We start from the raw sequence: 19,530 nt of genomic DNA on the forward strand, positions 1-19,530 counted from the left end.
TCTCAGACCGTCTGCCACAGCAGCGGATCGGGATTCCCGACGGTGTCGGCGATGATCTCGAGCGCACGCTCCAGCGCCTCGCGGCTGTCGGCGGCACTGATGCAGACGCGGATCGCCTGCGGCGCGCTCACCGCGCCCAGGCAGAAGCTTTCGGCGCTGCTGACGTTGACGCCCTGCGCCTGCAACTGGCCGACGACCTGGCTGGTGCGCAGCTCGCCGGGCAGTGCCAGCCACAGATAGAAGCCGCCACGCCGGCCGCGAGGCGAGAAGTCGCCCAGCTTCTGCATGGCGCGATCGAAGCGCCATTCGAGCTCCTCGCGCTGCCAGTGCAGCAGCGTATCCGCATCGCCGCTCTCGATCCAGCGGCACACCAGCGAGGCCATCAGTGGCGGCGGCATCCAGCTCTGCGCACGCAGCGCCGCCGTCAGCCGCGGATGCAGGCTCGGCGGCGCGCGCATGGCACCGACGCGCAGCCCGCCGCCGAGCAGCTTGGAGACCGAGAACAGCGTCACCGTGCATTCCGGTGCCAGCCGGTAGAGCGGCGTCAGCGCCTCGTCGTCGAGTTGTGGGTGAATGTCGTCCTCGATCAGCCAGAACTGACGTTTGCGCGCCAGCGCCACCAGCGCGTGGCGGCGCGCCTCGCTGAGTCTCGCGGTGGTGGGATTGTGGCAGTCCGGCATCAGATAGAGTGCGCGGAACGGTTGCTGATCGTGGGCGCGCGCCAGCGCCTCGAGATCGATCCCGCCTTCATCGTGGGCAACCGCCACGCTTTTCAGCGACAGCTGCTGCAGCGCGCTGATCAGACCAGGATAGGTCAGCCGCTCCGCGGCCACGCGTTCCCCCGGCGCCAGTAACGCGCTGAGACTCAGAAAAATGCCGTGCATCCCGCCCTGGTTGATCACCAGATCTTCCGCCGCTACCGGGCGACCCAGTGTCGCCAGCCAGCGCGACAGCACCTCCCGTTGCCAAGCCTGCCCCGCTTCCGGCTGATAGTCGATCGCCGCGCGCAGCAGCTCGGGGTCGTGCTGAATCGACTGCATGGCGCGCGCCAGCGCTGCCTCGCGCTGCGGATGCGGCGGCGGCAGTGACAGGCTCAGATCCATCGTGGTGCTACCTAGTGCCACTTGGCGGATGTGACTGAACGCCACCGAAGGCGTGTTGGGCTCGCACACGTAGGTGCCGCTGCCGACACGGGCGGTGACGATGCCGCGCTGTTCTGCCAGCGCATAGGCGCGGGTCACGGTGCCGACGGTCACGCCGAGGGCATCGGCCAGGCGCCGCTGCGGCAGCAGTTTGGTACCGGGGGCGAGGTCGCCGTCGGCGACGGCATCGGCGATGGCTTCGGCCAGCTGGCGGTAGCGCGGGCCCTGCCCGGAGAGTTCGGGAATCCAGATTGTCATGGTGACAAAAATCGCGTTGACCGCGTCAGTTATCGGTTTATGCTCGGATTGTTCGGCTTTTTCGCCGCAATGTCAATTAATTGTACCCATACGATTTGAGTCCAACTGATGAGGTGTCCGATGGCAACCGCGTTGACGTTCCGTGATCTTCCCCATGCCCGTGAAAGCCTGGCGACGGTGGTGATGGTCGCCGAGGATGGCACGGTGATCACCGACGCGACGCTGTTCTATCCGCAGGGTGGCGGGCAGCCAGGTGACCGTGGATCGTTCATTGCCGCCGATGGCCGCGAGTTGGCGGTACATGACACGCGCAAGGGCGAAAATGGCACGGTTCTACATCGGCTCGATCCGGACCATGGCCTGGTGGTGGGTCAGAGCGTGACGCAAAAGCTCGACTGGCCGCTACGGCACGCCCACATGCGCATGCATACGGCGCTGCATCTGCTATCGGTCGTGGTGCCGCACGGCGTCACCGGTGGCAGCATCGGCGCCGAGCGGGGTCGGCTCGATTTCGATCTCGGTGACGCGAGCTTCGACAAGGATGAACTCACCGCGCGTCTCAATGGGCTGATCGAGGCCGACTATCCCGTGACCAGCGAGTGGATCGGTGAGTCCGAACTCGAGGCGCGCCCCGAGCTGGTCAAGACGATGTCGGTGGCGCCGCCTCGAGGGGCGGGCGACATTCGCATGGTGCGTATCGGCGAGATCGACTATCAACCCTGCGGCGGGACTCACGTGGCCTCGACCGCGGAGATCGGCGCGATACAGGTGGCCAGCATCAAGAATCGCGGGGCACGCAATCGACGCTTCACCCTCACCTGGGCAGCCGAGTCGGGAGGTGGCCAATGATGTCGCTCGGCTGGTGGTTCTCGGTGGCACTCTTCTCCATCTCGATGACCGGTACGCCGGGTCCCAACAATGTGATGCTGACGGCGTCGGGGGCGCTGTATGGCTATCGCCGTACCCTGCCGCATATCTTCGGCATCATGGCGGGCTGCTTTACGCTGTTCATGGCCGTCGCGCTGGGCCTTGGCGTGTTGTTCGAGCGCTTCCCGCTTATCCAGCAGGGGCTGAAGATCGTCGGTGCGGCTTATCTGCTCTATCTGGCGTGGAAGATTGCCACCGCGCCGCCGCCGGATCTTGCCGCCAGCGAGGGCGGCCGGCCGCTGACCGCCTGGCAGGCCGCGACCTTCCAGTTCGTCAACCCGAAGGCGTGGGTGATGGGCATCGCGTTGATCGCCGGCTTCATGCCCGCCGACGGTCCGCTGCTCATCAACGCTTTAGTGCTTTCGGCGTTCATGGAGGTCATCGGCTTCTTCTGCATCTCCTGCTGGGCCGGCTTCGGCATGGCCATCGGCCGGCTGCTGAAGACACCGCGCGCCTGGCGGGTCTTCAACGGCCTCATGGGGCTCGCCACCGCCGCCTGCGTCGGTTTTATCGTGACGTGAAGCGTACTGCTGTGTCGATTAGACAGAAAAGGTGATGAGCCATCGGCGAACGGGATGCTGCGTGAGGCGCACGGCGCGCAGGCGTTCGAGCCTATGGGGGTATAGGTGAGATCGTCGAGCACCGCGCAACGAAACGCAGCGCCCGTGCAGCCATGGAATCATCGCTTTTTCAGCGCGTGGCCCAGCCCTGCTGGTGCAAGTACTCCAACATGAACGGCCGCGACTCCTTCACGATCAGACGCTGGATCAGTTCGCTCCAGGTTTCGACGCGCTGATTGCTGCCACGGTTCTGGTAGTAGGCGCGCATGTCGTCGTCATAGGCGGCCAGCGCTTCGCGATCCAGCGGTTGGTAGCGGTTTTCGTGTACCAGCATCTTGTGCGGCAGCCGCGGTTTGAGGTCGGGCTCGGCATCCGGCCAACCGATGCAGAAGCCGAACAGCGGCAGTACGAACTTCGGCAGTTCGAGCAGCTCGGTGACGGCGCCGATATTGTTGCGCAGGCCACCGATGAAGACGCCCCCTAGCCCCAGCGATTCCGCCGCGGCCATGGCGTTCTGCGCCATCATTGCGGTATCCACCGAGCCTAGCAGCAGCTGTTCGGCCAGCCCCAGTTCGGCTTCCGGACAGATCTCGAGATGACGATGGAAGTCGGCGCAGAAGACCCAGAACTCCGCCGCCTGGGCGACCCACTTCTGGCCGCCGGTCAGCTCGACGAGCGTATCGCGCATGGCCGGATCGGTGATGCGCACGATCGATGAACACTGCAGAAAGCTCGAGGTCGATGCGCTCTGCGCGGCGTCGATGATCGCTTCGCGCTGGGTATCGCTGATCGGCTGAGCGGTAAAGGCGCGGATCGAGCGGTGGCTCTTGAGCAGATCGATCGTGGGGGTCATGCGTTGACTCCTGCTGAATTCGAGAGGCGCATGATCGCGCGTTTGAAGACGGAAAAGAAAGTTCGCGGGCTCAAGAAAACTCAGAACGACGAGCCCGGTCGAGCCAGGAATTCGCGCTCTTCCGGTGTCGACTGGCGGCCGAGAATGGCGTTGCGGTGCGGGTATCGGCCGAAGCGCTCGATGATGTCCCGGTGTCGCTGCTCGAAGCGAAGCTGCTCCTCCATGCCGGGCTGATTGAAAAGCCGCATGGCCTCGCCATGAATCAGCAGCGACTCACTGTGCATGAACGGCATATACAGAAAAATGCGCTGCGATACCGGCAGGGCCATGTCGTGACCGGCGCTGATCGCTTCCTGCGCCAAGCCCAGCGCCAGCGGGTCCTGGGCGAAGGCGAGCGGGGTATCGCGGTGGATGTTACGCGAGAACTGGTCGAGCACGACCACCTCGGCCAGCCGGCCCTGCGCGGATCGGCGCCATATCCACATCTCGCCGTTGGCGGCGGCTGCCAGCGTGTCGGCAAACCGCTCGGCGATCGTGCGATCGAGGTCGGCGTCCTTGGCGAACCACTGCTTCGGCGTTAACTCATCGAACCAGAAGTCGAGCACGGTCTGAAACGAAGGCGGTCGTGCGTTGTGGTCGAACATGGCGTGCTGGACTCTCCATACAGGTTTTCCGCTTATCGGCGGCGTGCCGCGCTGTCGGGTAGCGATGGCGGCTCAGCATAGCGCGGCCCGACAGCGGGAAGCATCAGCTCGGGTCGATCGGCTGGTCATGCAGCGGTACGCGCGACAGCTGGGCCATGGCGCGGCGATAGGCGTCGACCTTGGGCGGATATTTGACGCCTTCGACCAGCGATAGATGCCGCAGTACCGGATAGAGCGTGATGTCATCCAGCGACAATACCTGATTGACCGCCTCCGGCGACTGGATCAGCGGCTCGAGTTCGTTGAGCCAGCGCTCCAGTTCCACGAGCAGCGGCGCAGTCTGTTCTTTCAGCGACTCAAGGTCACCCACCATGTTTGTCATGTGCGCGTGAAACTGACTGGCGGCCTCCGGTGTTGCCAGCTCGCCCAGCGGGGCCTCCACGACGCGCGGCGCGAACAGCTTGAAAATGGTGGGGCTCGCCGCTTTGACCCAGCGCTCGATCTCCGGATTCTGCGGGCCTTCCATCACCTTGACGCCTTCGGCCTGGTCGTCGATGCCGCGCACAATCTGCTGCGTATCCGACAGTGTGCCGCCTTCGTCGAATTCGAGAATCGGCGCGTCCTTCTGGCCGACCAGTCGGGTCGGCGTTTCACCGTCGTCGAAGAGCATCGTCTGCACCTCGACCGGCACGTCGCGCAGCCCGAATATCATCCTGGCGCGAGCGCAAAACGGGCAGTGATCGTAGATATAAAGGCGCATCGTCTTCTCTCCCTGAATAGCGGTTTGGCTCTGTCTCTACACGACTCAGCGTAGAAAAGCGGGCGCGAATTCGCAGAGAGAAATGGCGCTCTAACCGGCAACCTCCGCTGCCATGGTTTTTTGACGCCGACGCACCTGCGCCGCAAAGCCGAAAGCGACCGGCAGCACGCCGACAGCGGCCAACCCCAGGGTCGGCGTCGTGCCGTAGAAGCCGATGATGGCGCCTCCGACGGCGGTACCGAGCGACTGGCCGGTGAAAAAGGCGGTGGCGAAGAGCGAGACGGCGGCGCCGCGACGTTCGGGGGCCATCTGCGTGGCGGTCGTCTGCAAGGTGTTGTGCAGCATGTAGAAACCGAGCCCGAACAGATAGCAGCCGATGATGGCCACCAGTGGGGTCGGCCGCAGCGCGATGGCGGCAATCGCGGTCGCGATCATCATGCCGCCGATTCGGCACAGCCCGGCCTCGCCAAGCCGAGGCACCAGTTGCCTTGCCAACAGCGCGAAGCTGAGCCCGCCGAGTGCGAAGACGGCGAGAATCATGCCGGCCTGGGCCAGCGGCAGATGGCCGACTACGTGCAGATGGCTGGCGACGAAGGCGAAACCGCAAAACACGACGGCGCCCTCGCAGAAGACGGCCATCAGTACCACGCGGGGCCACGGTTGGCTGAGTACGGCGCGCAGACTGACGGCCAGCGACTCGTCTCGGCGGCCCTTGGGGCGCTCGTGGCGAGCGGCGCGAAGCCACAACAGGCCGCTCGCCAGGGCGAACAGCAGCGTATAGGCGAGAAACGGCCACTGCCACCAGGTCTGTTCCGCTGCCAGACCACCGAAGGTCTGGCCGCAGGCGAGCCCGCAGATCTGCCCGATCAGAAATCGCGCCAACACGGCCTGGCGCTGCGCGTAGGGGACGTTGTCGCCGATCCACGCCATCGCCAGCGGAATCACCGCGGCACAGCCGACGCCGGCCAGCATGCGTGCCGCGATCAGCGTGGCCAGACTCCCCGACAGCGCGCACAGCAGACTCGCGACTGCGGCCAGCAGCGAAAACAGCGCAATCACCCGCAGCTTGCCGTAGCGGTCGCCGCTTGGCCCCAGCACCAATTGCAGACAGCCATAGACGATAGCAAACGCGGTGATCGCCCATGACGCGGCAGCGAGCGAGGTGGTGTACACCTCGGCGACCTTGGGCAGCATCGGATCGAGAATGCGCTGCGTGGCGGCCGCGCAGAAGGCGGTCAGCGCCAGCAGCACTATGGTGGGCCAAGGCGTGGAGGGCGTCGTCTCGGTAGCGGCGGTTGTCACGGGCGGCGGTCCGTCGAGAGAGAAGGAGGTTGGATGAGCGATATTAGCATGCTAAACGGAGACGCCACTTTCACAATTAGTGAACGCTGTTTTCCAATTTTTGATTCATGCTGTGTCCCATCGTCAATCAGGGCGGACCGTCAGGAGGTCGACATGAAAACACGCACATTGATGGCATCTTTGATCGTCGCGACGCTGGCCACCGCCGGCGTCGCCCAGGCCAACCCCGGTCAGGGAGGCCCCGGCAACGGCCAGGGACCGCAGCATCAGCAAGGCCAAGGTGGCCCTCAGGGTCACGGTAATGGCCATGACCCAAGACAGGAACAGGGCGAGCCCGGTAATGGCCGCGGCGGACCGCCCAACTGGCATGAAGGCGACCATGTGCCCGATCGCTATCGCGGTGAGGGTCACTGGGTGCAGGACTGGCGCGGTCATGATCTGCCGGAGCCGCCGCATGGCCATCGCTGGCTCGAGATCGACGGTGACTATGTTCTCGCCGCCGTCGCGACCGGTGTGATCACCTCGATCATTCTCGGCCACTAGCCAACGGAGCACGAGGCTGATTCGACGCCTCGCTGAGTCTTATTTATCGTTGTCGCCCGGTCGATGATCGGGCGTCGGTATCCTCTATCGACACTCATCCCCTCACCGCGCTCGACAGCGGCGCGGAAGGAGATCGACATGAAAACGCAGCGCTGGATCTTTCCGCTTCTGGTGGCATCGCTGGGACTGTCTGGAGTCGCCCAGGCCAACCCGGGCCATGGCAACGGACACGGTAATGGACATCATGGCGGTGGGCCGCCGGGGCACCAGGGCCATGGGGGCGGTCACCATCATCAGGCGCATCATGGTGATGATCACCGGGGGCACGGTGGACGTGATTTCGATCATCACGGGTGGCACGAAGGTGGCCATCTCTCCCGCCACTATTACCACGATGACCGCTATTGGGTGCGCGATTGGCATGCCCGACATCTCTCACCGCCGCCGCGGGGCCACCGCTGGCTGCATATCGACGGTGACTATGTTCTCGCCGCCGTCGCGACCGGCGTGATTACCGCGATCGTGCTGGGCCATTGAGGCAAGTGGCGCTTCGCACAAACGACAACGGCCCGACCGCTACCGGCGATCGGGCCGTTGTCGTGACAGGGATTACACCTCGACGTTGAGCGTCACATCGATATTGCCCCGGGTGGCGTTGGAGTAGGGGCAGACCTGATGCGCCATCTCGACCAGCGCTTCGGCTTGCGTCTTGTCCATGCCGGGCAGTTTGACCGTCAGGGTGGCCTCGATGCCGAAACCGCCGCCGACGGGGCCGATACCGACTTCACCGGTAATCGCGGTGTCTGCCGGCAGCGTGGCCTTCTCCTGCGAGGCGACCAGCTTGAGCGCGCCGATGAAGCAGGCCGAGTAGCCCGCGGCGAAGAGCTGTTCCGGATTGGTGCCGTCACCGCCGGCGCCGCCGAGCTCCCTGGGCGTGGATAGCTTGAGGTCGATCGCGCCGTCATCGGCCGTTGCGCGGCCATCCCGGCCGCCGGTCACGTTGGCCTGGGCGCGATAGAGGACTTTTTCCAGCGACATCGTCATTCTCCTGTCAGGTGTAGCGTGAAGCCCCCGGGTGGTACGCCGGGTCGCTTTGTATCGGTTCTCCCCACCATAGTCCATTTGTCGGCGTTCGCCGCATGCATACGCTTCCACCAGGGCTTCTGGCCTGTCGGGTAGGCTTTGGCGCGGGCTTCTTGAACAGCACTTTGAGATGAACGGTACTTTGAGATGACAGCACTTTGAGACAGGGATCTTTGGGGCAGGGGGCTTTAGACAGGGGGCATTAGACAGGAATCTTGAGACAGGGCTTTTCAGTCGGGACGTTTGAGTCAGGACGTCTCCGCATCGCGTTTTTCCTGCCAGCGATCCCAGGGGGGGATGGGCTGCAAGGTGTCGAAGAGGTAGTCGAGGAAGGCGCGGACCTTGCGCGTTCGCCGTCGGCGTTCGGTCGTCAGCACGTGGATATCTCGCTGCCCGGGCACTACCTCGCCGCGCCAGCTCTCGAGCAGCGCCACCAGGGTACCGGCCGCAAGCTCATCGGCGATCAGCCAGGTCGGGAAGAGAACGACCCCCTGGCCTGCCAGCGCCGCCTGCAGCAGGCTGATGGCGTCGTTGCTGTAGAGATTGCCGGCGACCTCGTGAGGGGTCGAGGCGCGCTCTCCCGGTGCCTGGAAATACCAGCGCTGGCGCCCCAGCTCGCCTTGGTAGAGCAGGCAGTTATGCGCGGCCAGCGCCTCCGGCGTAGCCGGTGCGCCGTGCGCTTCCAGATAGCGGGGCGCGGCCGCGGCCACATAGTGCATCGGCGCCAACCGGCGCGCGACCAGTGACGAATCGGACAGGTCGCCGACGCGGAAGGTGATGTCGTGCCCCTCACGGACCGGATCGACCACGCGGTCGTCCAGCTGCAGTTCCGCCTGCAGCGCGGGATGCCGGCGCTGAAACCGATGCAGCAGCGGCACGATTCGACGCTGGCCGAAGGCGACCGGCGCATTGATGCGCAGCACGCCGCTGGGTTCGGTATCGGGATGCGCCAGCGCCTCGCTCGCCAGGTCGAGCCGTTCGAGAATCTCGCGAACTTCCTCGTAGTAGCGCCAGCCGGCTTCGGTCAGCGTGACGGCCCGCGTGTGGCGGTAGAAGAGCGGCTGGCCGAGGGCCTCTTCCAGCCCGCGAATCTGGCGCGAGACCGAAGAGACCGCGCGGTGGAAGTGGTGTGCCGCCGCGGTGAAGCTGCCCGTGGCAGCGACCCGCTCGAAGACGCGCAAGGCATTGAGATCCAGATGGTTGATCGTCATCGAGTTGCGCCTTGTGCAATAAAGATTTGCGAATTTTGTGATTGTAGCAAAGGTGAGGCGTGACCAGACTGCTGTCATCGCTTCGGCGCGACCGAAGCCAAATCGCAAAGGCGTAATCGTCACGGAGGCAATCATGCAAAAGGGTACCGCACTGGTCGTTGGCGCAACTGGCATCACCGGCGGCAATCTGGCCGCCTATCTGGTCGCGAGCGGCTGGACAGTCTATGGCCTGTCGCGCCGGGCAACCGAACAGAGCGGCGTGATTCCGGTCACCGCCGATCTGCTCGACGCCGAGCAGACGAAGGAGGCGCTCGCCGAGCTACCGATCAGCCACGTTTTCTACTGCACCTGGATCCGGCGCGACAACGAGAAGGCCAACGTCGAGGCCAACAGCCAGATGATGCGCAATCTGTTCGCCGGGCTCGAAGCGGCGCCGCTGCAGCACGCGTCTCTGGTCACCGGCACCAAGCAGTATCTCGGTTCGTTCGAGGCCTATGGCAGCGGGCGCATCGAGACGCCGTTCCGCGAATCCGAGCCCCGGGTGCCGGGAGACAACTTCTACTATGCGCTGGAAGACGTCCTGTTCGAAGCGGCCGAACAGCAGGGCTTCGACTGGAACGTGCACCGCCCGCACACCGTGATCGGCTATGCTCGCGGCAACGCCATGAATATGGGCACCACGATTGCCGTCTACGCCTCGATCTGTCGGGAAACCGGCCGGCCCTTTGTCTACCCGGGCTCGCAGACCCAGTGGAACGCCCTGACCGACATGACCGATGCGCTGGTGCTGGCGCGCCAGATGGAGTGGGCCGCCACCACGCCGGGTGCCGCCAACCAGGCGTTCAATACGGTCAACGGCGATGTCTTCCGCTGGCGCCGCATGTGGCGCGAGATCGGCGACTATTTTGGTCTCGAGGTGCCGGATTGCCCGGAGACCCCGCAGCCGCTCGAGATGCAGATGGCGGGCGCGGAATCCACCTGGCGCGAGATCGCCGAGAAGCATGACCTGGTCGAACCGGACGTGACCCAGCTCGCCTCCTGGTGGCATACGGACGCCGACCTCGGCCGCGATCAGGAGTGCGTCAACGACACCACCAAGTCGCGCGACTTCGGTTTCGACCATTTCCGCGAGACACGTGGCGCGTTCTTCGATCTGTTCGACCGCCTGCGGGCCGAGAAACTTATTCCCTGATCGGCCCGAGTGGTCGCAATCTAACTGCAGGTAACAGAAACCGGCGCCCCTGGGGCGCCGGTTTTTGTCGTCATGGCGGGTGCCAACGCGCGGATCGCGCTCAAACCAGGAAGCTGAACTTGTCGCGCAGCTGCTCCCAATGGGCGCGTGAGCTGGCGGCCAGCACGCGGCCTTCATGGATCGTCGGCGCGTAGGGCGTACCGTCGAGCAGCGCCGAATAGCCCCCCGCCTCGGCGTGAATCATCAGGCCGGCGGCGTGGTCCCACGGCATCAGCTTGCCGGTCAGCATGAAGTCGACGAACCCGAAGGCCATGGTGCGGTATTCGTGGCAGGCGCAGCCGAAGGCCATCATGCGCTGAAAGTCGGGGAAGGTGGCGGCCAGCTGGTATTGCAGCGGCTTGGGGAAGAGGCGGATCGAGGTCGAGCCGACCATCTGGCCGAAATCGGTCGTGTCCGAGACCTGCAGACGCCGCTCGGTGCCGTCGGGGCGGCCGAACCAGGCGCCTTCGCCATGCCGCGCGACAATCCAGTCATCTGCCAGCGGGTCGTAGAGCAGCCCGAAGATCGTCTCGCCGAAGCTCGTCGCCGCCAGGATCACGCCGAACTGGTTGAGTCCGCGAGCGAAGTTCCAGGTGCCGTCGACCGGGTCGATGATAAAGGCGAGTTCGGCGCCCGCGATCGCTCCCAGATCGGCATCGCCGGCCGCCACCGCTTCCTCGCCAAGTACCGTGGCATCGGGCCACTGCGCCTGGATGGCCGCGGTCATCATCCGCTCTGCCCCCTGGTCGGCATCCGTCACCAGATCGTCCGGCGCGCTCTTCGAGCGGATCGCCTCATCGGAAAGATTGCGGAAACGCGGCAGGATCTCGGCCTTGGCAGCGTCGCGCACGATCTCGATCAGGTGGTGCTGTGCCTCGAGGGAGAGGGCTCTGGCTGGCATGGGGCGCTCCTTGAAGGATGGAGCTTCAAGGGTAACCGAAATGGCCGAGGCTCGCGTGGCCCCCGGCCGGCGGTGGCTCGCGGCTTTCCGATTTTACCATGTCCGCGTGCGCTAACTTCCCTTAAGGCTTGCGACATGCTGCCGCTGACGATATGTCGCAGCGGAAAGCCCGGTCCGAGCATTGTATTGGTGCCCCGATATCCGAATCATTACCGGCCTAATCGTATCGGTGCGGTCGGGGAAGTCTCGAGACTGCTGGTGGGTTCCAACCTTCCGAGACGAACCCGCCTCGCCCGCGCACTGCCGGACGAGGTTGTCCGCACCGAGTGTTTGCTGGAGGCCCTGTCGGGCCATGAACGGCGGCCCTGCCGCCGGATGAGGAGAACACCGTGAATGCGGCCGATCTTTCCACGTTGATCTCGCGAATCGATTTCGCGTGGATCACGACCTTTCATATCATCTATCCGCCGCTGACCATCGGACTCGCCATGCTGCTCTTCTTCGCGGAGTGGCGCTGGGTGCGCAGCAAAGACGAAGGCTGGTATCGCCTCTGCCGCTTCTTCGAGCGGCTCTTCATCGTCAACTTCGGCGCCGGTGTGGCGACCGGGGTCACCATGGAGATGGCCTTCGGTATTCTCTACGGGCCGTTCTCCCAGGCCGCCGGGCCGTTCTTCGGTCAGGTGCTGGGCTACGAGACGATCACCGCCTTCATGTACGAAGCCGGCTTCATCGGCCTGATGATCTTCGGCTGGGGGCGCATCAGCCAGCGCATGCACCTCTTTGCCACGGCCAACGTGGCGATCTCCTCGACGCTCTCGGCGATGTGGATTCTGTGTGCCAACTCCTGGATGCAGTCGCCGACCGGCGTCGAGCTGCGCGACGGTGTCTTCCACGTGGTCGACTGGGGTGAGGCGATCCTCAACCCGCACTTCCTGACCGCCTTCCCGCACATGCTGATCGCCGCCGTCGAGCTGTCGATCTGCTTCGTGGCGGCGGTCTCTGCCTGGTTCCTGCTCAAGCGCCGCCACGTGGCGCTGTTCCAGCGCGCGCTGAAGTATTCGATTCTCTCGCTGATCTTCGTGGCCGCCGTGCAGGTCTGGGTCGGTGACGAACTCGGTCAGACCGTCGCCGAGACCCAGCCGGCGGCGCTGGCGGCGATGGAAGGCCACTACGAGACCCACAACCCGGACGGCTCGGTCAATTCGAGCTGGAACGTGATTGGCTGGCCCAACGCCGACAATGACGGCATGGGCTGGTCGATCGCCATCCCCCACGTGCTCAGCCTGCTCGAAACGCACAGCTGGGACGGCGCCGTTCAGGGCCTCAACGAGTTCGATCAGCAGGATCGTCCGCCTATCGCGGCAACTTTCTACTCGTTCCGCGTGATGGTGGCGATCGGCGGCGTACTGTTGCTGCTGGCGCTGTGGGGCGCATGGCTCGCCGCGCGGGGGCGTCTCTCCGTCGAGCGCGTCACCGAAAACACATGGTTCCTCAAGGCTGTCGTCGTCGCCGGCGTGCTGCCCTATCTGGCGATCTGGACCGGCTGGTGGACGCGTGAAATCGCCCGTCAGCCGTGGGTGGTCTACGGCCTGATGCGCACCGAGGACGGGGTCAGCCACATGTCGCCGGAACTGGCGATCTTCTGGTTCGTCGGCTTCGCCATCTTCGAGATCGGCGTCACGCTCGGCACGATCCACTTCCTGGCCAAGATCTGCCGCCACGGCCCCGACGTGAACTCGCCGGTCGCGTTCGATCCGCACGACAACGACGGCATGGCGCCTGCGGGTCAGGCCGATCACACCGCCGCGCAAACCGCCTGAGCCATCGGACAGATTCGAGGAATTCATCGATGCATACGCTTTCCGCTTCACAGCAGGTCCTGATCTTCGCGTGGTGGTTCGCGCTGGGGGTGAGCGTGCTGATCTACATCGCGCTGGATGGTGCCGATCTGGGCGCCGGTATCTTCTCGCTGTTCGTTCGCGATCACGACGAGCGCGGCGCGATCATGGCGGCCATGGCCGGCACCTGGGATGCCAACGAAACCTGGCTGATCGTTGCCGGTGGCATTCTGTTCGGGACCTTTCCGTACGTCTACGGTTCTGCCTTTAACTATCTGATGGTGCCACTGGCCTTCGTACTCTGGGGCATCATGGCCCGCGCCGTGGCGCTGGAGTTTCGCCATCTCGCCTCGCCGTTCTGGCAGCGCTTCAGCGACGGTGTGTTCGGCGTCGCCAGCCTGACGGTCACCTTCTTCGGCGGCATGTCGGTCGGCGCCGTGCTTCACGGCTACCCGATGACCGAGGAAGCCGGTCGCGTGCCGACCTACGTCGGCGGGGCCTTCGCCTTCATCACGCCGTTCTCGATCTGGGTCGGCATCGCGTCCACCATCGCCATGACGCTGGCCGGCTTGCTGTTCGTGCGCGCACGCTTCGAGAAGGACGAGCCGATCCGTCAGGATGCGGCCAAATGGACCGCGACCATCTTCTATCTCGCCATTGCCGCCGTCGCCGTGACCACCGCCTGGAGCGCGCTGATCTTCCCGTGGGCCGCCAATCGCTGGTTCGGTCCGGGGATCTGGATCTGGGGCATTCTGTTCATCGTCAGCCTGTTCGCGATCATCCAGATGCGCCGGGCGACCCACCAGGACCGAGATCTCGCGGCGGTGCTGTGGTTCAACGGCGCGGCGGTAATCATGGGCCTGGGCATGCTGGCGACCATGTTCCCCTACCTGATTCCCGGTACCTGGACGATCTGGGATGCGGCGAGCCCCGAAGTGTCGATCACGACCTTTACCCTGACCATGGGCGGCTTCATTCCGGTCATGATTATGTATAACGCCTACCAGATCTGGGTGTTCCGCGCGCGGGTGACCAAGCTGGCGGCTCATGCCCACTGACCCGCCGCCGGCCGGCCCGTGACGAGGCCCCGTCTACCCCCGTAGACGGGGCCTCGCCGTCCCTCGCGGAAGGCGCGTATCGTTCGCGCCTGGCGAGCGCGCCGTCGATAGGCGTCATCGATAGGCGTCATCGATAGGCGCCGTCGATTGATGCTGTCTTCCGCCACTTTCATTCACGCTTGCTTTCACGACTTTCGTGACAGGAGATGTCATGGCTCTACCTGGCGCCCCCACGCACGGTGGCTCGGCCCGCCGCCATGAACAGTGGTTGAAGTCCCGTGCTCGCGCCGTGCGCGGCACGCTCTCGCTGACGGCTTTCAGCGGCCTGCTTGGCGGTCTGCTGCTGATCGTGCAGTGCTGGCTGGTAGCCCGTGTCATCGATGCGGTGATCATCGACGGCGCCGGGCTCGAGCAGGTCTGGCGCTGGCTGTGGCCGCTGCTCGGCGTGTTCGGGCTGCGCGCCATCGTCGGTATGGTCAGTGACCGGCTCGCCTTCGAGGCGGCCAGCCGCATCAAGCGCACGCTGCGCGAGCGAGTGATGGCCAGCATCGCCGCGCGCGGCCCGCGCTGGATGGAAAGGCAGCGCAGCGGCGAGATCGCCAACGCCCTCGGCACGGCGGTCGAGGGCGTGCACGATTACGTCGCCGCCTACCTGCCGCAGAAGCAGCTCGCCGCGTTGATCCCGCTGGCGATTCTGGTCGTGCTCTTCCCGCACGACTGGGTTTCCGGGCTGATTCTGCTGATCACCGCGCCGATCCTGCCGCTGTTCATGATCATCGTCGGCCGCGGCGCCGAAGCGCTGAGCCAGAAGCAGTGGCGGCGCCTGGCACTGCTGGGCGCGCACGTCTTCGATGCGATCGAAGGCCTGACCACGCTCAAGCAGTTCGGCGCCAGCAAGCGCGAAGCCGAGGCAGTCGCGCGTCTCTCCGAGGACTACCGCAGCGCGACGATGACGGTGCTTCGGGTCGCCTTCCTCTCCTCCCTGGTACTCGAGTTCTTCGCCACGCTCGGCGTCGCCATGGTCGCGGTCTATATCGGCTTTCGGCTCTACTACGGCCAGCTCGACTTTCTGCCCGGCCTGTTCGCCCTGCTGCTGGCGCCGGAGTTCTACCGCCCGCTGCGCGACATGGGGGCCAACTATCACGCGCGCATGGCAGCCATCGGTGCCGTTGGTGCGTTGATGCCGGTGCTGGAATCCTCGGATCGCGAAGCGGACCCGGCCACGGATACCGCCGACGGCCAGACGGCGGGGAGACCGTCAGGGCAGCCGCTGCCGAGCACGCCGGTCGAGCGGATTCGCTTCGACCGGGTGAGCTTTCGTCATGATTTGCGCGACGGCGGTAACGCCGGCGTTCACGAGGTCGAGCTGTCACTGGCGCGAGGCGAGTGCGTGGCGCTGGCCGGGCCCAGCGGCGCGGGCAAGACGACGCTTGGCAAGCTGCTGCTCGGCTTTCTCGACCCCGCCGCCGGTCGAATCTGGGTGGATGAGGCGCCGCTCGACACGCTGGACGGTGCCGCCTGGCACGCGCGTCTCGGCTGGATGCCGCAGCGTGCGACGCTGTTCGCCGGCAGCGTGCGCGACAACCTGACGCTCGGCGCCCCGGACGCCACACCCGCCGACATCGACACCGCGCTCACTGCCGCCGATGCGCTCGATATCGTGCAGAAGCTGCCGGACGGCCTCGATACCTGGCTCGGCGACGGGGGCAGCGGGCTCTCCGGTGGGCAGATCCAGCGCCTGGCACTGGCTCGGTCACTGGTCGCAAAGCCTGAAGTCCTGGTGCTTGACGAACCCACGGCCGCGCTGGATGCCGAGACGGCGACGCGGGTGCTCGACGGTCTGCAGACGATACGTGCGCAGGTGGCCACGCTGCTGATTACCCATGACATTGCCTGCGCGCGGCGAGCCGATCGCGTGCTGTTCGTCGATCGCGGGCGGATCGTCGAGCAGGGCTCCCCCGCCGAGCTCGCGGCCGCCGGCGGCGATTTCGCCCGCTTCGTCGCCCTGGCGTCAGGAGAGATCGCATGACGATACTGCGGCGTCTGCTGGCGCTTTTCCGCCCCTATCGGCGCTGGGTCATTGGCGGCATCGCGCTGGGCGGCGTGGTGATTCTCGCCAACGTCGCGCTGCTCGCGCTCTCCGGCTGGTTTATCGCCGGCATGGCGCTGGCCGGGCTCGGCGTCCAGTCGATCTCCTACTTCGCCCCGGCGGCGCTGATTCGCGGCCTGGCGATCCTGCGGACGGGCGCGCGCTACGGCGAGCGGCTCGTCACCCACGAAGCCACGCTGCGCGTGCTCGCCGAGCTGCGCGTGTGGTTCTACGAGCGGCTGGAGCCGCTGGGGCCGGCGGCGCTGGATACCTGGCGTGGCGGTGATCTGCTGAGCCGTATCCGGGCGGATATCGACAGCCTCGACAATTTCTACCTGCGCATCCTCGCGCCGGTGATCAACGCGCTGCTGTGCTCACTCGTCATCGTCGCCGGGCTCGCCTTCTACGATGGCCGCGTCGCGGTGCTCGACCTCGTCGCGCTGCTGCTCGCCGGGGCGATCATCCCGCTGCTGGCACTGCGGCTGGCCGCGGCGGCCGGGCACGGGCTGGCCGATACCCGAGCCGCGCTGGATGCCGCCGCCACCGATACCACGCGGGGGCTGGGCGAACTCTTCGTGCTCGGCGCGTTCGAGCGTCAGCGTGCGCGCGTGCTCGAACTCGGCGAGCGCCTGGTCGCGGCCCAGCGCCGCCAGATGTGGGTCGGGGCCATCGGCCGTGCGCTCTCCGGGCTGGTCGGCAATCTCGCCATGTGGGGGGCGCTGGTGCTGACGATTCCGCTGGTGGCCGCCGGCGACATGCCGGGGCCGCAGCTCGCCATGCTCGCGCTCTGGGTGCTGGCGAGCTTCGAGGCCGTCGCGCCACTGCCGGTTGCCTTCGCCGCCTTTGGCGAGACCATCGCTGCCGCCAGGCGGCTGTTCGAGATCGCCGACGCCCGGCCCGCTGTCACCGCGCCGCTGCCGGCGCAGGTGAAGACACCCGAACGCTTCGATATCGCGCTGGAAGGCGTCAGCATGCGCTATCAGTTGATCGGCGACTGGGCGCTCGAGAACGTCTCGCTGCGCGTAGCCGAGGGCGAAGCGGTCGGTCTGGTCGGGCCCAGTGGCGCCGGCAAGAGTACGCTGCTCGCCTTGATTCAGCGCTTCCGCGAATTCCAGTCAGGCGAGATCTCCATTGGCGGCGTCGACCTGCGCGAGATCGATGACGCCACCCTGCGCCAGACGATCTCCGTCATCGCCCAGCGCACGCATCTCTTCAACGCCTCGATCCGCGACAACCTTCTGCTCGCCAAGCCCGATGCCAGCGATGATGAACTGCTCGAGGCCCTGAGACTCGCCGGTCTTGGTGACGAACTTGACGACTTCCCCGAGGGCCTGGACACGCTTGTCGGCGAAGTAGGCACCCGCCTCTCCGGCGGGCAGGCAAGACGCGTCGCCATCGCCCGCGCTTTCCTCAGAGACGCCCGCATCCTGCTGCTCGACGAACCCACCGAAGGCCTCGATGCCGACAGCGAAGCGCGGGTGCTAGAAGCCCTCGGCAAGCTGATGCAGGGCAAGACCACGCTGCTCGTCTCGCACCGGCCGCGGGCGCTCGCGTTCGTGGGGAGAGTGGTGAGGGTGGGGGCGTGAGGCTCTTAACGAGGCGGAAGTTAAAGTAGGGGCGATGACTATTTTACGTTCGCGCCAAAAATGAAATAACAGTGATCAGGTTGCGCTAGTGGCTGGTGTCGATGGTATCGACATGACAGCGATGTCATGTCGATTTTTTTGCATATCGTGAACATGACTCGCCGGGTGGGGCGCGGGTGGGGTGATAGTCTCGACACAAGCTAACTGGAACTGTCTGAGAACTCCCGATGCCCTGGCAGTAATTTTATTGAACACTAACGAATACCTGCCCGATAGCTATTGGGCTCAAGCCACAAATAATCGTTCATATCCCCCTGCAAGCAGAACATTCTCGGTTTATTGCGAAACGTGAATAGGCGGAAAAGATGATAGCGCTCGGCGTTGTCGCGTGAGCAAGCGAGTTCGTTGGGCGTGATGAAAAATGCGCTCTCTTTGGCAAAGGCAGTCGTTTTGACCTCAATCCAGCGCTCACGTCCATTCGGCTCGAAGGAGAGTACGTCGAATCCGGCGCCGTCACCCTGTGTTTCAGCAATGTGCTCTACCCGATCCGCGAGTCGAGATTCGCCTGCTTGACGCAAGCGGTGCTGCTCGAAGCTAACGACAAAGCGCTCACCAGAAAGGCCGAGTTCGCGGTTATGCGCTTCACGGGCGAGATAATCACGCTTGATGGGGCGTCGTTCGTAGGCGGCGGGCTTTTCGTTGATCTCGTGATGGGACTGCGGTGCCTCTGGTGGCATCACAATGACACCATCATGGGCTGGCTCGGCTGAATCGACCGCCGGCCGCTCGGCGGCGGAGCGGGCCGCGCGATCGAAAATTTCGCTACCCAACAAGACCCGCTCTACGGCTTCGACGAGCATTCCTTGGTAGTTGCCCAAGGGTTTGTAGCCGTCCACATAGGGGCAGTCTGCATCGCGTAGTACGGCGCTGATATTGCGGTGTTTATATTCGATGGAGGACCTTGAGCGGTCTTGGAGACGTTCCATCAACGCTTGATTGAGCTGACTCTTGTTGTAGCGCTGTCCACTTAGTTCGGCGACGAGCATCTGCCGATACGTTGCAACGATGGCTTCGACTTCGAGAACGCTCCAATGCGATTGGGGCATAGTAATCACTCAAGGATGATTCGTTTGGTTTGCAATGAGTGCCTAGTCATTCTAGACCCGCCGAATCGGCCCCGAATAACGTGCCACCAGCTCATCCGCCGTCAGCAGCAGAAAGCCTTCAGACTCGGCCTGGGCGACCAGGATGCGATCGAAAGGGTCTTTGTGAATATCCGGCAAATGGCTGACAGCCAGCGTGTGTGACGCGGCGATGGGTAGCTCAAGGTATCCGTTGTCGATCAAACTGCGGCGGAAGAGATGCGGCTCCAACTGGAAGTCGGGACGCTTGAGCCCGTTCTTGATCACGATCTCCCACAGACTTGCCGCGCTGAAATGGAGAGTGTTTCCGGTATCTTCGATCAGCGCGACGGCTTCATCGGACAGTCGCTCTGGCTCTGCGGCGGCCCACAGCAAGACGTGAGTATCGAGTAGCAGATTCAC

General features: G+C 64.8%; 19 protein-coding genes. 9 read left to right on the plus strand and 10 right to left on the minus strand.

Features of this window, described 5'->3' with window-relative positions:
- Nucleotides 1–2: 2 nt before the first annotated feature.
- Nucleotides 3–1,400 carry an aminotransferase-like domain-containing protein gene (locus tag MC381_RS01280; protein ID WP_251975909.1) on the minus strand — a complete coding sequence of 466 codons (1,398 nt, stop codon included), beginning with the start codon at nt 1,398–1,400 and terminating at the stop codon, nt 3–5.
- 120 nt (nt 1,401–1,520) lie between these two features.
- Here MC381_RS01280 and MC381_RS01285 point away from each other — a divergent pair, with 120 nt between their 5' ends.
- Nucleotides 1,521–2,249 (plus strand): alanyl-tRNA editing protein, encoded by a 729-nt coding sequence (locus MC381_RS01285; protein ID WP_251975910.1) that lies wholly within the window; start codon nt 1,521–1,523, stop codon nt 2,247–2,249.
- Nucleotides 2,246–2,848, plus strand: coding sequence for a LysE family translocator (locus MC381_RS01290; RefSeq protein ID WP_251975911.1), 603 nt, complete (start codon nt 2,246–2,248; stop codon nt 2,846–2,848). The genes MC381_RS01285 and MC381_RS01290 overlap by 4 nt, the downstream gene beginning before the upstream one ends.
- A 169-nt stretch (nt 2,849–3,017) precedes the next feature.
- Here MC381_RS01290 and nfsA read toward each other — a convergent pair whose 3' ends face one another.
- The 4 genes from nfsA to MC381_RS01310 all read right to left on the minus strand — a co-directional run bounded on the left by nfsA (nt 3,018) and on the right by MC381_RS01310 (nt 6,446).
- Complete coding sequence (gene nfsA, locus MC381_RS01295; protein WP_251975912.1) at nt 3,018–3,740, minus strand: oxygen-insensitive NADPH nitroreductase; 723 nt, start codon at nt 3,738–3,740, stop codon at nt 3,018–3,020.
- Between the two features lie 80 nt (nt 3,741–3,820).
- Complete coding sequence (locus tag MC381_RS01300) at nt 3,821–4,384, minus strand: DUF924 family protein (RefSeq protein ID WP_251975913.1); 564 nt, start codon at nt 4,382–4,384, stop codon at nt 3,821–3,823.
- A gap of 103 nt (nt 4,385–4,487) precedes the next feature.
- Nucleotides 4,488–5,144, minus strand: a complete 657-nt coding sequence (gene grxB, locus MC381_RS01305) for a glutaredoxin 2 (RefSeq protein WP_251975914.1) — start codon at nt 5,142–5,144, stop codon at nt 4,488–4,490.
- A gap of 90 nt (nt 5,145–5,234) precedes the next feature.
- Nucleotides 5,235–6,446 (minus strand): MFS transporter, encoded by a 1,212-nt coding sequence (locus tag MC381_RS01310; RefSeq protein WP_251975915.1) that lies wholly within the window; start codon nt 6,444–6,446, stop codon nt 5,235–5,237.
- Nucleotides 6,447–6,599: 153 nt separating this feature from the next.
- Here MC381_RS01310 and MC381_RS01315 point away from each other — a divergent pair, with 153 nt between their 5' ends.
- Nucleotides 6,600–6,989 (plus strand): RcnB family protein, encoded by a 390-nt coding sequence (locus MC381_RS01315; protein WP_251975916.1) that lies wholly within the window; start codon nt 6,600–6,602, stop codon nt 6,987–6,989.
- Nucleotides 6,990–7,127: 138 nt separating this feature from the next.
- A complete protein-coding gene (locus tag MC381_RS01320) occupies nt 7,128–7,526 on the plus strand; it encodes an RcnB family protein (RefSeq protein WP_251975917.1) in 399 nt (132 codons plus the stop codon).
- Between the two features lie 72 nt (nt 7,527–7,598).
- Here the strand turns inward: MC381_RS01320 and MC381_RS01325 are convergent, their stop codons facing one another.
- Nucleotides 7,599–8,027, minus strand: a complete 429-nt coding sequence (locus tag MC381_RS01325; RefSeq protein WP_251975918.1) for an organic hydroperoxide resistance protein — start codon at nt 8,025–8,027, stop codon at nt 7,599–7,601.
- A gap of 293 nt (nt 8,028–8,320) precedes the next feature.
- A complete protein-coding gene (locus MC381_RS01330) occupies nt 8,321–9,268 on the minus strand; it encodes a LysR family transcriptional regulator (protein WP_251976357.1) in 948 nt (315 codons plus the stop codon).
- A gap of 148 nt (nt 9,269–9,416) precedes the next feature.
- On the opposite strand from MC381_RS01330, the gene MC381_RS01335 reads away from it, so the two are divergent.
- Entirely contained in the window at nt 9,417–10,475 is a 1,059-nt protein-coding gene (locus MC381_RS01335; protein WP_251975919.1) for an SDR family oxidoreductase, read from the plus strand.
- Nucleotides 10,476–10,575: 100 nt separating this feature from the next.
- Here the strand turns inward: MC381_RS01335 and MC381_RS01340 are convergent, their stop codons facing one another.
- The gene (locus MC381_RS01340) at nt 10,576–11,415 is read right to left on the minus strand and encodes an inositol monophosphatase family protein (RefSeq protein WP_251975920.1); all 840 of its coding nucleotides are present in this window, start codon (nt 11,413–11,415) and stop codon (nt 10,576–10,578) included.
- A 389-nt stretch (nt 11,416–11,804) separates the two neighbouring features.
- Between MC381_RS01340 and MC381_RS01345 the strand changes: the two genes are divergently transcribed.
- The 4 genes from MC381_RS01345 to cydC all read left to right on the plus strand — a co-directional run bounded on the left by MC381_RS01345 (nt 11,805) and on the right by cydC (nt 17,986).
- Nucleotides 11,805–13,235, plus strand: a complete 1,431-nt coding sequence (locus MC381_RS01345; RefSeq protein WP_251975921.1) for a cytochrome ubiquinol oxidase subunit I — start codon at nt 11,805–11,807, stop codon at nt 13,233–13,235.
- 29 nt (nt 13,236–13,264) lie between these two features.
- Nucleotides 13,265–14,311: a cytochrome d ubiquinol oxidase subunit II gene (locus tag MC381_RS01350; RefSeq protein ID WP_251975922.1), complete on the plus strand. Its 1,047-nt coding sequence runs from the start codon at nt 13,265–13,267 to the stop codon at nt 14,309–14,311.
- Between the two features lie 211 nt (nt 14,312–14,522).
- Nucleotides 14,523–16,340: a thiol reductant ABC exporter subunit CydD gene (gene cydD, locus MC381_RS01355; RefSeq protein ID WP_251975923.1), complete on the plus strand. Its 1,818-nt coding sequence runs from the start codon at nt 14,523–14,525 to the stop codon at nt 16,338–16,340.
- Nucleotides 16,337–17,986, plus strand: a complete 1,650-nt coding sequence (gene cydC / locus MC381_RS01360; protein WP_251975924.1) for a thiol reductant ABC exporter subunit CydC — start codon at nt 16,337–16,339, stop codon at nt 17,984–17,986. The genes cydD and cydC overlap by 4 nt, the downstream gene beginning before the upstream one ends.
- A gap of 254 nt (nt 17,987–18,240) precedes the next feature.
- Here cydC and MC381_RS01365 read toward each other — a convergent pair whose 3' ends face one another.
- Both MC381_RS01365 and MC381_RS01370 read right to left on the minus strand, forming a co-directional pair.
- Nucleotides 18,241–19,092, minus strand: coding sequence for a protein NO VEIN domain-containing protein (locus MC381_RS01365; protein ID WP_251975925.1), 852 nt, complete (start codon nt 19,090–19,092; stop codon nt 18,241–18,243).
- Nucleotides 19,093–19,143: 51 nt separating this feature from the next.
- Complete coding sequence (locus MC381_RS01370; protein ID WP_251975926.1) at nt 19,144–19,530, minus strand: type II toxin-antitoxin system VapC family toxin; 387 nt, start codon at nt 19,528–19,530, stop codon at nt 19,144–19,146.

It is taken from the genome of Salinicola avicenniae, assembly GCF_023736115.1.
Lineage (GTDB): Bacteria > Pseudomonadota > Gammaproteobacteria > Pseudomonadales > Halomonadaceae > Salinicola > Salinicola avicenniae.

Coding starts and splice junctions, on each gene's coding strand:
- MC381_RS01320 (WP_251975917.1), top strand. CDS start 7,128: ATGAAAACGCAGCGCTGGATCTTTCCGCTTCTGGTGGCATCGCTGGGA.
- MC381_RS01290 (WP_251975911.1), top strand. CDS start 2,246: ATGATGTCGCTCGGCTGGTGGTTCTCGGTGGCACTCTTCTCCATCTCG.
- MC381_RS01285 (WP_251975910.1), top strand. CDS start 1,521: ATGGCAACCGCGTTGACGTTCCGTGATCTTCCCCATGCCCGTGAAAGC.
- MC381_RS01335 (WP_251975919.1), top strand. CDS start 9,417: ATGCAAAAGGGTACCGCACTGGTCGTTGGCGCAACTGGCATCACCGGC.
- MC381_RS01365 (WP_251975925.1), bottom strand. CDS start 19,092: ATGCCCCAATCGCATTGGAGCGTTCTCGAAGTCGAAGCCATCGTTGCA.
- MC381_RS01350 (WP_251975922.1), top strand. CDS start 13,265: ATGCATACGCTTTCCGCTTCACAGCAGGTCCTGATCTTCGCGTGGTGG.
- nfsA (WP_251975912.1), bottom strand. CDS start 3,740: ATGACCCCCACGATCGATCTGCTCAAGAGCCACCGCTCGATCCGCGCC.
- cydC (WP_251975924.1), top strand. CDS start 16,337: ATGACGATACTGCGGCGTCTGCTGGCGCTTTTCCGCCCCTATCGGCGC.
- MC381_RS01300 (WP_251975913.1), bottom strand. CDS start 4,384: ATGTTCGACCACAACGCACGACCGCCTTCGTTTCAGACCGTGCTCGAC.
- cydD (WP_251975923.1), top strand. CDS start 14,523: ATGGCTCTACCTGGCGCCCCCACGCACGGTGGCTCGGCCCGCCGCCAT.
- MC381_RS01280 (WP_251975909.1), bottom strand. CDS start 1,400: ATGACAATCTGGATTCCCGAACTCTCCGGGCAGGGCCCGCGCTACCGC.
- MC381_RS01325 (WP_251975918.1), bottom strand. CDS start 8,027: ATGTCGCTGGAAAAAGTCCTCTATCGCGCCCAGGCCAACGTGACCGGC.
- MC381_RS01340 (WP_251975920.1), bottom strand. CDS start 11,415: ATGCCAGCCAGAGCCCTCTCCCTCGAGGCACAGCACCACCTGATCGAG.
- MC381_RS01315 (WP_251975916.1), top strand. CDS start 6,600: ATGAAAACACGCACATTGATGGCATCTTTGATCGTCGCGACGCTGGCC.
- grxB (WP_251975914.1), bottom strand. CDS start 5,144: ATGCGCCTTTATATCTACGATCACTGCCCGTTTTGCGCTCGCGCCAGG.